Source organism: Acetobacter sp. P5B1, assembly GCF_018811985.1.
In the GTDB taxonomy this organism is placed as follows: Bacteria; Pseudomonadota; Alphaproteobacteria; order Acetobacterales; family Acetobacteraceae; genus Acetobacter; species Acetobacter cerevisiae.
In genome coordinates, this window is record NZ_JACRVS010000007.1 from 1 (window position 1) to 13,066 (window position 13,066).

At 56.4% G+C, this 13,066-nt stretch carries 14 protein-coding genes, 1 tRNA gene, 1 other RNA gene and 1 pseudogene; 11 read left to right on the plus strand and 6 right to left on the minus strand.

Translation table 11 applies throughout. The annotated features are described in order from the left end of the window. Together KP703_RS05805 and KP703_RS05810 are read right to left on the minus strand one after the other, a co-directional pair. A pseudogene (locus KP703_RS05805) lies at positions 1-168 on the minus strand (IS5/IS1182 family transposase); the annotation flags it as partial. A 128-nt stretch (positions 169-296) separates the two neighbouring features. Beyond that, a complete protein-coding gene (locus KP703_RS05810) occupies positions 297-1,280 on the minus strand; it encodes a hypothetical protein (protein WP_215754105.1) in 984 nt (327 codons plus the stop codon). 249 nt (positions 1,281-1,529) lie between these two features. Here KP703_RS05810 and KP703_RS05815 point away from each other — a divergent pair, with 249 nt between their 5' ends. Beyond that, the gene (locus KP703_RS05815; RefSeq protein WP_215754106.1) at positions 1,530-2,069 is read left to right on the plus strand and encodes a recombinase family protein; all 540 of its coding nucleotides are present in this window, start codon (positions 1,530-1,532) and stop codon (positions 2,067-2,069) included. 146 nt (positions 2,070-2,215) lie between these two features. Here KP703_RS05815 and KP703_RS05820 read toward each other — a convergent pair. Next, positions 2,216-2,305 (minus strand) — tRNA-Ser (locus KP703_RS05820). 221 nt (positions 2,306-2,526) lie between these two features. On the opposite strand from KP703_RS05820, the gene rplU reads away from it, so the two are divergent. From rplU to proB, 4 genes are all read left to right on the plus strand, one after another. Next, the gene (gene rplU / locus KP703_RS05825) at positions 2,527-2,841 is read left to right on the plus strand and encodes a 50S ribosomal protein L21 (protein WP_006559166.1); all 315 of its coding nucleotides are present in this window, start codon (positions 2,527-2,529) and stop codon (positions 2,839-2,841) included. Positions 2,842-2,884: 43 nt separating this feature from the next. Further along, positions 2,885-3,154: a 50S ribosomal protein L27 gene (rpmA, locus tag KP703_RS05830; protein WP_043553668.1), complete on the plus strand. Its 270-nt coding sequence runs from the start codon at positions 2,885-2,887 to the stop codon at positions 3,152-3,154. A 104-nt stretch (positions 3,155-3,258) separates the two neighbouring features. After that, entirely contained in the window at positions 3,259-4,275 is a 1,017-nt protein-coding gene (gene obgE, locus KP703_RS05835) for a GTPase ObgE (protein ID WP_062271583.1), read from the plus strand. A gap of 47 nt (positions 4,276-4,322) precedes the next feature. Beyond that, positions 4,323-5,453, plus strand: a complete 1,131-nt coding sequence (gene proB / locus KP703_RS05840; RefSeq protein ID WP_215754107.1) for a glutamate 5-kinase — start codon at positions 4,323-4,325, stop codon at positions 5,451-5,453. Between the two features lie 24 nt (positions 5,454-5,477). On the opposite strand, the gene KP703_RS05845 is transcribed toward proB, so the two are convergent. Next, the gene (locus KP703_RS05845) at positions 5,478-6,146 is read right to left on the minus strand and encodes a hypothetical protein (protein ID WP_215754108.1); all 669 of its coding nucleotides are present in this window, start codon (positions 6,144-6,146) and stop codon (positions 5,478-5,480) included. Positions 6,147-6,216: 70 nt separating this feature from the next. Beyond that, on the minus strand, positions 6,217-6,489 hold the full coding sequence (locus tag KP703_RS05850; RefSeq protein ID WP_025825221.1) for a DUF2312 domain-containing protein: 273 nt from the start codon (positions 6,487-6,489) through the stop codon (positions 6,217-6,219). 261 nt (positions 6,490-6,750) lie between these two features. Here KP703_RS05850 and zwf point away from each other — a divergent pair, with 261 nt between their 5' ends. Continuing rightward, positions 6,751-8,223 (plus strand): glucose-6-phosphate dehydrogenase, encoded by a 1,473-nt coding sequence (gene zwf, locus KP703_RS05855; RefSeq protein ID WP_215754109.1) that lies wholly within the window; start codon positions 6,751-6,753, stop codon positions 8,221-8,223. Next, positions 8,220-8,675, plus strand: coding sequence for a hypothetical protein (locus KP703_RS05860; protein ID WP_062271577.1), 456 nt, complete (start codon positions 8,220-8,222; stop codon positions 8,673-8,675). Before zwf ends, KP703_RS05860 begins: the two co-directional genes overlap by 4 nt. Here the strand turns inward: KP703_RS05860 and KP703_RS05865 are convergent. Further along, positions 8,672-9,757, minus strand: coding sequence for an alpha/beta hydrolase (locus KP703_RS05865; protein ID WP_215754110.1), 1,086 nt, complete (start codon positions 9,755-9,757; stop codon positions 8,672-8,674). The genes KP703_RS05860 and KP703_RS05865 overlap by 4 nt on opposite strands. Before the next feature lie 45 nt (positions 9,758-9,802). On the opposite strand from KP703_RS05865, the gene rnpB reads away from it, so the two are divergent. From rnpB to KP703_RS05885, 4 genes are all read left to right on the plus strand, one after another. Beyond that, an RNA gene (rnpB, locus tag KP703_RS05870) (RNase P RNA component class A) lies at positions 9,803-10,216 on the plus strand. A gap of 312 nt (positions 10,217-10,528) precedes the next feature. Beyond that, complete coding sequence (gene mraZ / locus KP703_RS05875; RefSeq protein WP_062141681.1) at positions 10,529-11,011, plus strand: division/cell wall cluster transcriptional repressor MraZ; 483 nt, start codon at positions 10,529-10,531, stop codon at positions 11,009-11,011. Further along, on the plus strand, positions 11,008-12,039 hold the full coding sequence (rsmH, locus tag KP703_RS05880) for a 16S rRNA (cytosine(1402)-N(4))-methyltransferase RsmH (RefSeq protein WP_215754111.1): 1,032 nt from the start codon (positions 11,008-11,010) through the stop codon (positions 12,037-12,039). The genes mraZ and rsmH overlap by 4 nt, the downstream gene beginning before the upstream one ends. Further along, complete coding sequence (locus KP703_RS05885; protein WP_215754112.1) at positions 12,036-13,043, plus strand: hypothetical protein; 1,008 nt, start codon at positions 12,036-12,038, stop codon at positions 13,041-13,043. The genes rsmH and KP703_RS05885 overlap by 4 nt, the downstream gene beginning before the upstream one ends. Positions 13,044-13,066: the final 23 nt, after the last annotated feature.

The following is a 13,066-nucleotide window of genomic DNA, read 5'->3' on the forward strand; positions in this document are numbered from 1 at the left end:
AAACGGCGGACGTCCGCCTTTACTTCCGTCTGAATAGGCCAGAGCCAGCTCCAGATCAGGGCGGAACACCTCAAAATCCACAGTCCGGGAAAAGGCCTCCAGTTGATCGCCAAGCCCGCTCAGCCGAGCAAGACGCTCTTCAACATCAAAGAAACCAGATTGCTTCATCTTCCTCCATCCCCAATCAACGCCAAAAAAATGGAATCACACAGAACAACTCAGAGCCAAGGGGTTTTTCGAACCCTCCATTTGCAAAATGCAAATGGAAACTATCATCCTATTATGAAGATAAGTTTTCATGAATTTTTGACTGCCTTTGACGGTTGATTTTTGCCTTTGATAAACAAATAAACTAGCAATCCAACCACAATAGAATTCAAAACAATTGGGGGAACATTATAAAGCAATGGCGTTCCATATAATGAATAACCTAGATAATGTGAATTTTCTATTGTTAATGTAGATACTGCTTCAGCGGAGGAAACACAAATAACGGAATAAAAAGAGTAAATTGTTGTTTTTTTCAGCATGCTTATGTTTTTTATAATTGTTTTTTCCGAGAAATACACAAACAAAAAAGAGAATGAGAATATATATACTATGCAAAAAATACTTCCCCATCCCTCTTGGAATACTATTATTCCCCACGATAAACGTATTTTTTCTTTTTCTATCTCATTTATTTTTTTGCTTTTGTTTTCAAGAGAACTCATTCCTTCGATTCTTGCATCAATTTTTACATCTGGAGCCTGAATTTTACTATCGTCTCCTGTTTGATTAGTGGAAAAAAGAACATCTATATAAAACGAATCTTTAGGATTTATTAATGTCGGCATCATTTGAAAAGTTTGATTGTCTAATTTCTTCCATTCTACGTTAATACACTCTTTACATTGTCCAGATTTGATATCTGAAATTTCCCATGGCTTTTGAACCGTTAGAGTAATCGGTTTGAATGTATTTTTTGTATCGACCGCATGATCGCCTGTATTATTAAAAAATATTACATCTGTTCTTATGATCTTTAAATCGTCTAATGGTTTTGTAAATTCATGCGGTAATCTTTTTGCTTCTATTTTTGTTAATGCAAATGGATTTGTTGGCCCTATTTCCTCATATTCTAAATGAATAGGATTACCGTCACTATTTACACTTGTTAAATGCTCATAAATTGGCGCTGAAATGGAAGAAAAAACAGTTGCAAAAAAACCTATTATTGAGCAAATAATTGGATGTCTTTGAATGAAATTTTTATCTTCGTAATTATCCCGATTTGGCATTACATTTCAACTCACATAATAAATTTACGCAAAAAACCAGACATTCCATTATTTTCTAAAAATTTTCTCTTTTTGTCTATAGACAACAATCTATCTGAAAATTCTCGCACACCCTATAGTGATATTCCTTTTGGGTACTCCCTAAAGGAACATTACCACAACCTACCGTATTATGTCCCATTAGGGTGTATAATTGAATTAGGGAGCGGTTAGTCCCGCCATCCCTATAACCCAAAAGGAACAAGGAATATGAAATATGGCTATGCACGAGTAAGCACAACTGACCAAAACTTAACCATCCAGGAAATCGCACTCCAAAAAGCAGGATGTGAAATTATCAGGGGTGAGAAGGTCTCAGGAACAAGCCGAGAAGGCAGAAATGAATTGGATACCCTTTTGCAGTTTTTAAGGGCTGGTGATTCTTTGGTTGTCACTCGCATCGACAGACTAGCCAGATCAATAGGCGATCTTCAGGATATTATGAAGATACTCGAATCTAAAAAAGTATCACTCATTTGCACTGAGCAACCCATAGACACCAGCAATGCTATTGGAAAAGCCTTCCTCAATATGTTGGGAGTCTTTGCTCAATTCGAAACAGAATTAAGAAAAGAACGACAGATGGAAGGCATCGCTAAAGCCAAAGCCGAAGGTGTCTATAAAGGTCGGAAACAATCCTATGACCATGAACGAGTGAAAGACCTGAAGGCTCAGGGCCTCGGTGTCGCTGAAATCATGCGTCAGACTGGAGTATCAAAAACTCACGCCTATAGGATTCTGGCACACTGAACACCATCAACAACATCTGCATTTGTTGTTGAATTGCTGTTTTGTTGTTACCACTTGACAAGACAAAAAATATATGCAGAGACCCGCAGAAATCTGCGATTCTTATTGAAAAATCTCTGTATATACAGTAACTTACGTTTGTCCGATGGCGGAGAGACAGGGATTCGAACCCTGGGTACTATTGCTAGCACAACGGTTTTCGAGACCGCCCCGTTCGACCGCTCCGGCACCTCTCCGTTGGGCGGCTTATAAGCAGGGTTTTTATGGTGCGCAAGCAGAGATCCCCGGCTTTAGCAAGTTCTTGTTGACGAGCGGGGGAGACTCCCCGTAAAAAGCCGCACCACTCCACACAGATGGAGCCATGCCGCCAATGCGGCCAAGGAACAAAAAGCGACCAGACCCTTCGCCTGCGCCTGTGCCGCGGAAGGTCAAGAGATCGGAAAGAGAGACAGGTTTTATGTTCGCAGTTATCCGCACCGGCGGCAAGCAGTATCGGGTTGAGCCCAACATGGTGCTCAAGGTTGAAAAGCTGGAAACCGAAGCTGGCGCTACCATCACCTTTGATGAAGTTCTTGCCGTAGGTGGCGAAGGCACCACCACCATTGGCGCCCCCACCGTTGCTGGCGCAAAGGTGACGGCAACCGTCATCGCTCAGGACCGCCTCAAGAAGGTCATCATCTTCAAGAAGCGCCGCCGGCAGAACAGCCGCCGCAAGAATGGCCACCGCCAGCCGGTTACCGTTCTGCGCATCCAAGAGATTAACGCCGCCTGAGCCCCATAGGGTTCGGCTGGTAAGACCAAGGAGGACTTAGGTCATGGCACAAAAAAAAGCAGGCGGTTCATCCCGTAACGGGCGCGACAGCGCCGGACGCCGTCTTGGCGTCAAAAAATTTGGTGGCGAACAGGTTATCGCTGGCAACATCATCATCCGCCAGCGCGGCACGAAGATGAAGCCGGGCGCTAACGTTGGTGTTGGTCGTGACCACACCATCTTCGCTCTGGTTGACGGCAGCGTGCGCTTTGAGCGTCGCGCCGAAGGCCGCGTGCACGTTTCCGTGGACGCGCTGCCGGCAGCTGCTGAATAAGTATTCGGTAAGCTCCACCACGCGTTTTTCCCGTGGCCGGAATGGCAAGGGGCCGGTCCTCACAGGATCGGCCCTTTTTCATGTTCAGGCGTTGAAAGTATCCCATGAAGTTTCTTGATCAGGCAAAAATCTACGTCCGCTCCGGCGATGGCGGAGATGGTGTCACCGCCTTCCGCCGGGAAAAATATATCGAATTCGGCGGTCCGGACGGGGGCAATGGCGGCCGTGGTGGCGATGTTATTTTTGAAGCCGTCCCCAACCTCAACACCCTGATCGACTTCCGGTACACCCAGCATTTCCGCGCCCGTAAGGGTGGCAACGGGGCCGGGTCTGACCGTACGGGTGCTGCTGCGCAGAACGTGGTCATCAAAGTGCCTATCGGCACGCAGATTTTTGATGATGACCGGGAAACCCTGCTGGCTGATCTGGATGAAGCGGGAAAGACCATCACCCTCTGCCGGGGCGGCGATGGCGGCTATGGGAACGCGAATTACAAAAGCAGCACCAACCGCGCACCGCGCCGGTCTGATAAGGGCTGGCCGGGTGAAGAACGCTGGGTCTGGCTGCGGCTGAAGCTGATTGCCGATGTCGGTCTGGTCGGCCTGCCCAATGCCGGGAAGTCCACGTTCCTTTCAGTTGTATCCGCCGCACGGCCTAAAATTGCCGATTATCCCTTCACCACCCTGCACCCCCAGCTGGGCGTTGTGCGCCTGTCCATGACAGAAGAATTTGTGGTGGCGGATATTCCGGGGCTGATTGAAGGTGCGCATGAGGGCACTGGTCTGGGTGACCGCTTTCTGGGTCACGTGGAACGCTGCGCCATTCTGCTGCATCTGATTGATGGCGCAGCAGGTGATGTTGTGGATGCCTGGCGCACCATTCGGCACGAGCTGGATGCCTACGGCGGTGGACTGGCCGATAAGCCGGAAATTATTGCCCTGAACAAAAATGACGCCATGACTCCGAGGGAAGCTTCTGCCCGCAAACGGGCGCTGGAAAAAGCCAGCGGCGCTCCGGTTATGCTGATTTCCGCTGCCACGCGGCAGGGTGTTCCGGAACTGCTCCGGGCCATTCAGACACAGGTCACAACCATCCGTAAGGATGAAGAAAACCCCGCTTAAGCCTGCAAGCCCCTCCGGGGGTCACGACATAGAATGGATTGTTTTCCATGACCGGACGCCCCACCAGCCCCTCCCTTTCTTCCGCCCGTCGGCTTGTTATCAAGATCGGCAGTGCGCTGGTGGTGGACCCGGATAAAGCCGCCCCACGGCAGGCCTGGCTGGCCAGTGTGGCGGAAGACATCGCCCAGCTGCGGCGTCAGGGCACGGACGTGACCGTTGTCTCCTCCGGGGCCATTGCACTGGCCCGCCATACGTTGGGGCTAACAAACGGTGCACTCCGCCTGCCGGAGAAACAGGCCGCTGCTGCCGTTGGGCAGATCCGTCTGGCTCAGGCATGGAGCAATGCTCTTTCCGAACAGGGCCTCACGGCCGCTCAGCTGTTGCTGACACCAGAAGATACCGAGGACCGCCAGCGTTACCTGAACGCCCGCGCCACGCTGGATACCTTGCTGGGTCTGGGCTGTGTGCCGGTCATCAACGAGAACGACACCATCGCCACGGCAGAAATTCGCTTTGGGGATAATGACCGCCTCGCCGCGCGCGTCGCCCAGATGACGGACGCGGATCAGCTCGTTCTGCTTTCCGATATTGACGGTCTCTACACCGCAGACCCACGCACAAATCCGGATGCTCAGCACCTGCCGGTGATTGAGACTCTAACCCCGGAAATTGAAGCCATGGGGGGCGAACCGCCTCCCGGCTATTCTTCCGGCGGCATGCGCACCAAACTTCTGGCTGCGGGCATTGCCACCCGCTCCGGCTGTGCTATGGCCATCGCACTTGGTAAACAGAACCACCCGCTGCGCGCCCTGCTGGACGGCGCACGCTGCTCATGGTTCCTGCCGCAAGCCTGCGCGCAGACAGCCCGCAAACAGTGGATTGCCGGAAGCCTGACCCCAGCTGGTGAAATCATGATTGATGACGGGGCAGCCGACGCCCTGCGTCATGGTGGCTCCCTACTGCCCGCAGGTGTACTGGGCGTCAAAGGAGAGTTCACGCAGGGTGATCTGGTTGTGGTGGTGGATAATGGCGGCCGCGTTCTGGCGCGTGGCCTATCCTCTTATGATGCCGATGATGCCCGCCAGATTGCCGGACATCGCTCCACAGAACTTCACGATATTCTGGGCTGGCAGGGACGAGACGAGATCATCCATCGTGATGACCTCGTGATGGTCTGAGGGAGGGGACATCCCCTCCGGTTGTTAGAAATCAGCAGGCTTGCGGGGCGGCCAGTTCAGCACAGGCTCAGCCCGCCCTGTCTCTTCACCATAAGACCGATTAACCCGCGGCTCTGCAGGCTGCTCGGCGTTCCGTAAAAAATCAGGACGATAAGGCGGCTGGTCAGCATCGGGCGCACGGTAACGGCGCATGGCATCCGCCAGCGGCTCTTTGCGCCCGGACGCATCTTTCTGCGGCTCATGCCAGGGCATGACACGGCGGGTCGCACCATCCCGCGGCTCCGGCTCCAGATTAGGAGCCGGTGGAGCCTCCCGGCGCGGTTCATACGCATCGGAAACCTTGGGGGTGCGCAGAGGCGTCAGCACAGGGGCTGACAGAATGGGAGAGGGTCGGGTTGGTTCCGGCGGACGAATTTCTTCCACCTGCACACCGTCCGGCACGGACGGACGGCTCAGCACCTCATCCCCTGCCGGACGCGTAGCCTGCCCCTGCCCTGCCGCCAGACGCATGGCCAGAGCCCGCACCTCGGCCTGCATTTCCTGAATTTGCAGTTCCAGCTCCGCCAGACGGCCTTTTACGCCAAAGACAGCAAAAGGCATCATCAGGAACGCCAGCCCGAAGACGATAACAACCGCTATCACCAACAACTGCGCCCAGAGCGGCATCCAGTCTGGAAACACGACAGACATCATTTCCTACAGACCCCACATGTCAGGATTCCATGCCGTGCCAGCGGCAACCCGCTGCCCGGCACGGTCTTCATTACATTCCAAGGGCGCGACGATAGATATCAAGCAGAGTTTCCTGCTCTTCCACTTCACTCGGCTCCTGCTTGCGCAGGCGGATGATCTGCCGAATGACTTTGACATCAAACCCGGCGGACTTGGCTTCGGTAAAGATATCCTTGATATCGCCAGCAAGTGCTTTGCGTTCTTCTTCCAGACGCTCGACCCGCTCGATGATGCTTCTCAGCCGATCGGCGGCAATGCCACCCACAGCGGCATCGTCACCACCGGAAAATCCTTCGGTATCCATGCTCAAGTTCCCCCGTTTACAGACCGTGTTCAGGGCCTGACTGCGGCAGGCCTTTCGCCCGCCACGCCCGAACACCAAAGGCGCGGGCTTATCGCGAGCCGCCCGCGCGGTCAATTACCTTGACAGCCAGAAGCCTTATGGACAAACCCTCTGCCACAACGCTTTCCCGGCTGCCCCGTTCTCAAAGCACACTCAGGGGGAAGAAAGTCTTTGTTTGGGGCTTTTCAAGGGCACCCACGATCTTGCGGGAGTACTATGGCCATGGCGCATATTAATCGGATTGACCCTTTCGATTTCATTATTTTCGGCGCCACGGGCGATCTGACAATGCGCAAGCTGCTGCCTGCGTTTTTACGGCGGTTCCATGCGCAGGACTTTCAGGAAGATGCCCGCATCATCTGTGTGGCACGCTCCGCCCATTCCCCGGATCAGTACCGCGAACAGGTGCTCAAGGCCCTCAGCGAATTTGCCCCGGCTGCTGCACGGGATGCGGACACGCTGAACAAATTTCTTGCCCTGGTGCAGTATGTTGCTCTGGATGCCACCAAAGAAGGCAGCGACTGGAGCGGGCTGGAAGAACATCTGAATGACCCGCAACGCACGCGAGTCTTCTATCTGGCCACCAGCCCCGCTTTGTATGCTCCGCTCTGCGCCGCCCTTGCGGATCATTCCCTGATTACGCCCGTTACGCGCGTGGTGCTGGAAAAGCCCATTGGCGTCAGCATGGAAACAGCAGCGGAAATCAATGACGGCGTGGGCCGCTTCTTCCCGGAAGAGTCGATCTACCGCATTGACCATTATCTGGGGAAGGAAGGGGTTCAGAACATTCTGGCCCTGCGGTTTGCCAACCCGGCGCTGGAAAAGCTATGGTCTTCCGATGCGATTGCCCATGTGCAGATTACGGCGGCTGAGACAGTCGGCGTCGGTAAGCGCGGCCCCTATTATGACGAATCCGGGGCGCTGCGTGACATGGTACAGAACCATCTGCTGCAGGTGCTGTGCATGGTGGCAATGGATGCCCCGGCCTCGCTCCAGGCGGATGACCTGCGGAACGAAAAGCTCAAGGTTCTGAACGCCCTCCGCCCGATGACGCCCGATATGGTCCGCCACAACGTCATCCGCGGGCAGTATACCGCCGGCCGTATTGATGGGCAGGACGTGCCGAGCTACGCCGAAGATCTGGGGCAGGACCGCGCCAGTAATACAGAAACCTTTGTGGCCATCCGCACAAAAATCCGCTCCGCGCGCTGGGGTAACACCCCGTTCTATCTGCGCACGGGCAAACGGCTTGCCGCCAAGACGACGGAAATCGTGCTGCAATTCCGCCCGCAGATGTGGCCCATTTTCACCAACACGCCCTCACCGGGGCGGCTGGTGATTCGCATTGCGCCGGACGAAGGGCTCTCACTGGTTCTGGCCACCAAGGACCCCAGTGCAGGCGGTTTCCGGGTGCGGAATGGGGTTCTTGATATGTCGTATGAAAATCAGTTCACCATCGAATATCACGATTCCTACGAGCGCCTGCTTCTGGATGCGGTGCGCGGCAACCCGGCCCTGTTCATCCGCCGGGATGAAGTGGAAGCCTCCTGGCGCTGGATTGAACCGATTCTGGACTCCTGGCGCCATGCCCTCTCGCCACTGGAACCCTACCCTGCTGGCAGCTGGGGTCCTGCTTCAACCCGCGCCCTGCTGGCGCGTGACGGTGCCCTCTGGCATGAAGATATGCTGACATGAGCTCAAACTCTTCCAAACCCTCCCCCTTGTCCCAGCGCGGCCCCTTCCGCAAACGGACGTTGCGCCAGCATGTCCTGCGCCGTCTGGCACTGGTCGTGCCTATTTCCGTGCTGATGATTGTGCTGGCCAAAACCGGGGTTATCGACACCCTGACCGACCGCTACACCTTCCGACCGGAAAGCTGGTTTGATGATACCGCTCTGGTGCGCCACCTGCGCGTAGTGGTGACGCATAACGGCATGACGAACATCAAGCCGGATTGCCTGCTGTTTGTGGTGAATGGGAATGACCCGCCAACGGGCTCCCGCATTGACGTGATGCAGAAAACATCAGGCTCCTGCCCCGGCCCCAAAGGCGAACTGCCAAAGCTGTTCACCCTGCGCATTGACCGGATGAACCACGTCATCATGTCAGATCAGGGTTCCCCCACGCAGTTCCACCCGATGCCCTAAGGGCCTTCTGAGGCAAAGGCTTTCCGCAAGGCCCGCCCACCAAACCGGAGCGCGGCCTTGCCCTGGGGCATGAGGGCATAAAAATTCAGGAAGCCATGCACCGCACCGCGATAGCATTTATACTGCACTGGCACGCCCGCCTGCCGTAACGCCTGCGCATAGGCCACGCCTTCATCCCGCATCGGGTCACATTCCGCCGTGACAATCACGGCAGGTGTCAGGCCGGACAGATTGGGATTGAGGCCGGGCACAAAGCGCGGGGCAACCCAGTCTTCCTCCCGCGCGATATACTGATCCCCATACCACTGCATGGACGCACGAGAGAGAAAATACCCCTCTGCATACAGATCATGCGACGGGAAAACCTGTGCACCATAGAGGGATGGGTAATACAGCAGTTGTAACGCCGGGACTGGCCCTTCCCCCGCTGCACCATCCTGCGCCAGAACGGCAGCCAGATTTCCCCCGGCACTATCCCCCGCCACAGCAACCTTGCCGCCCCAGAAGCGGGCGGACGCACCAGCCAGCCAGCGCAGGGCCGCCTGACTGTCATCCGCCGCAGCGGGATAAGGATGTTCCGGGGCCAGCCGATAATCCGGCAACAGCACCGCCGCTCCGGACACCCGTGCGAGACGACAGCACATGCCGTGATGCGAATTCAGCCCGCAATGCACAAAACCGCCGCCATGCAGATACAGCACAGCGCCCCTCACCCGCCCATAGGGCAGATAAAGCCGGGCCTGCATGGGGCCAGTTGCACCGGGCACGGAAATGGTCAGAACTTTCCTGATACCCAGCGCAGAAAGACGGGTTGGGAAAGACGGCGTATCCATCGCCTTGCGGAGCACGGCCAGAAATTCTGCCCGCCCTGCGCCTTCATCCCGGAGAGTCTTTGCCACAGGCTGAAATTTTTGGGATGGTCCGGCTTTACTACGCGCCCCCTGCCAGCGGATCCACCCCAACAGAATGCGGGAGTAGAAATTGGGACGAGCGGGAATACCCTGAGCGGTCTCAGGCTCTGCAGAAACTCTCATGACACCAGCATACTGCATTCTTGCGCCATGCCGAGACGATTCCGTCATGCTTGCCCCTTGACCTGCTGTGCCGCCCGACGCAGGGTGGCGCCGCCAGACGGTCGGACGGTCGCTGTTCTGCATGATGTGCAGGAGGGAGGAAAGTCCGGGCTCCACGGGAGAACGGTGCCAGCTAACAGCTGGCGAGGGTGACCTTAGGGAAAGTGCCACAGAAAACAAACCGCCTTCCGGGCGATGATCCGTGGGAAACCATGGGCCAGAGCTGGAGGTAAGGGTGAAACGGTGCGGTAAGAGCGCACCGCTCCTCTGGCAACAGAGGAGGCAGGGTAAACCCCACCGGGAGCAAGACCGAATAGGAGCGGCGGAAACCTGCAAGGGTTTCAGGGGTTCTCCCGCCCCGCTGCTCGGGTTGGTTGCGTGAGGCATGTCGCGAGGCATGCCCCAGACGAATGACCGTCCAGGCTCTTCGGAGCTGGACAGAACCCGGCTTACAGACCGTCTGGCATTTTCTGTTTCTGCCTCATTTCATTACGCCGGGCACGGTGTTCTGCCGATATCTGCGCATATATGCAGAACATTTGAAGAACATGACGTGGCAAAGTTTTGTTGGTCTCTATTTTACCATTGCTTTCACGGCATCAAACAGTTCTGCGCAACTACTTCATAAATGGCGGTTTTCTGCTGTTTTTTCTGCCTTTTTAATTTGCGTCCCATAAAATCCCATGCTATCCCACATTACACCATGAAAGTGGTGGAGGCGGCTTCGTTCCCCGCTGTTCTGCGAACGGAAAGGCCTGAATCAGAAGGACATCGTCTTACGTGAGTGTGTTTCTCGGCACGCATGAGAATCGGTTTGACGCGAAAGGTCGCGTTTCGATTCCTGCCGGATTCCGCACTGTTCTGAAGGCGCAGCATACGGAAGGCGATTCACTGGTGATCCTGCGACCATCCCATACAATGCCCTGCATTGAAGCGTGGCCTGCCGGAGCCTTCTCACGCCTGACCCAGCCGCTTGATCGGCTGGATATGTTTTCTGATGAGCATGATGACCTTGCCGCCGCCCTGTACGCGGATGCCTACCCGCTTGATCCGGACCGTGAAGGCCGCATTATTATTCCCGATTTTCTCCGTGAGCATGCAGGCATTACGGAAAGCACGACCGTTGCCTTCATGGGCGTAGGCCGCACCTTTCAGATCTGGGAACCCGAGGCCGCCCGCCAGCGCCGCGCCGAAGCCCGTCAGCGGTCCCGCCGCATCAGCATCCCCGCTGCGCGTGATGGACAGGAAGGAGGGTCTGCATGAATGCCCTGACCACCTCCTCCACTCTGCATCCGACCTCCGGCGCACCTGCTCCGGGCCATGTGCCCGTGATGCTGGCCGAAGTGCTGGAAAGCCTGAAACCTGCTGATGGCGATGCCATTCTCGACTGCACCTTTGGCGGCGGCGGTTATACATCCGCCATTCTGAAAAGTGCTGACTGCGCCGTATGGGCTATCGACCGGGATCCGGACGCCATTGCACGCGGACAGGCCATGGCCGCCAGCTTTACCAACGCAGAAAGCCAGTCCCGCCTGCATATGCTGCATGGTGAGTTTGGCAGCATGACGGACCTGACAGAAGCAGCCGATGCCCCGGCTTTTGACGGCATTGTGCTGGATCTGGGCGTCTCCTCCTTCCAGCTGGATGAAGCCGAGCGCGGCTTTTCCTTCCGCATGGATGGTCCGCTGGATATGCGCATGGCAAAAAGTGGCCCCTCCGCTGCGGATATCGTGAATAAGGCACCGGAAAGCGAACTGGCCGACATTTTCCACTTTTATGGCGAAGAGCGCCACGCCCGCCGCGTGGCCCGCGCCATTGTGGCCGACCGTGTGGAAACGCCGTTTGAAACAACCGCGCAGCTGGCCGGGCTGATCCGCCGCGTGGTGCCGTCCGATCGTTCAGGCATTGATGCCGCAACCCGCTCCTTTCAGGGCCTGCGCATTGCCGTTAATGACGAGCTTGGCGAGATTGAACGCGGCCTGACGCAGGCGCTTGATCTGCTGGCCCCCGGCGGCCGTCTGGTTGTGGTCTCCTTCCATTCTCTGGAAGACCGCATCGCCAAACGGGTGATGGGTGCTGCAACTGGCAAAACCACAAGTTTTTCACGCTATGACCCGCGTGCAGCATTGACGAAGGGGGATGAAGCCGCCTTTATCGCGCTCACCGGGAGGCCCCTCCGTCCAGGTGACGCTGAATGCGCCGCCAACCCGCGTGCCCGCAGTGCCCGCCTCCGCGCTGTGGAAAAACGCTCGACCGATGTTTCCTCCTTCGGCAAAGGATTGATCCCATGATCCCCCGGCCCTTTACCTGCTGCTGCGCTGTCCTGGCCATTGCCTCGGGATTTTTCCTTTATACAAAGAAGCATCAGACCACGCTTCTGGATCAGCAGATTTCCAAAATCGTGTCTGATACAGAGCGCGTGCGCTCCCAGACAGCCATGCTGCGTACGGAATGGGCCCTGGAAAACCAGCCGGAACGGCTAACCCGTCTGGCGGAACATCATCTGGTGGGTCTCCACACCATGGACCCCGCACAGTTTGTTCGCATGGCGGATCTTTCTGGCCGCCTGCCCGCACCGACAGTCAAGATCCCGGCTGAAGATCCGCGCGCTGGCATGACAGCCGCAACACTGGCCTCTGCTCAGCCGACCGCGCCTGGGACGGCTGCGCATCCGGCTGTTGTCGCAGTTGCCGATGCCAAACCGATACGCCCTGCTCCGCATCATGATCGTAGCGTGGAAGGCGACGAAGCTCAGGCACCCCGCGCTGCTATGACCGTTGCGGAAGAAACGCCGGCACGCACGGCTCCGGTTATCCGTCCTGTTGCGCATCATGACCGTGCACCGCGTCCGGCTCTGGATGATGCGGACGATGCCACTGTCCGCACGGCACAGCTTACCGCGCCGGTTCCGGCAGCCCGGCCTGTGGCTCCGCGCCGCGCTGCAACGCAGCTGGCGGATGCCGCTCGCGTCAACCCGCCTGTAACCCGCACGCCTGTCACTGTCGCCAGTGCCGCAGATGCACCGCAGCCTGTGCGCCACGCTCAGACTACTCCGGTCCCGACCCGCGTTGCGGCAGTCACACCCAAACCCAGCGTGACGGACAGCGACAGCGATTCTCAGGTCCGGCATCCGCTGCCTGTCACGGTGGCAAGCTGGCATGCAACCCGGCAGCATCGGTCTGCAACGCCCTCCGCAGGCTATGTTGAAGCACGGGCAACGTCCTCCTACAGCAGTGGCTCTTTGCTGAGCCACAGTAGTGATGCGTTGCCAGCCCCGGTCCCGATGACCAACTAATTTTCCAGACGATAAGGTGACTT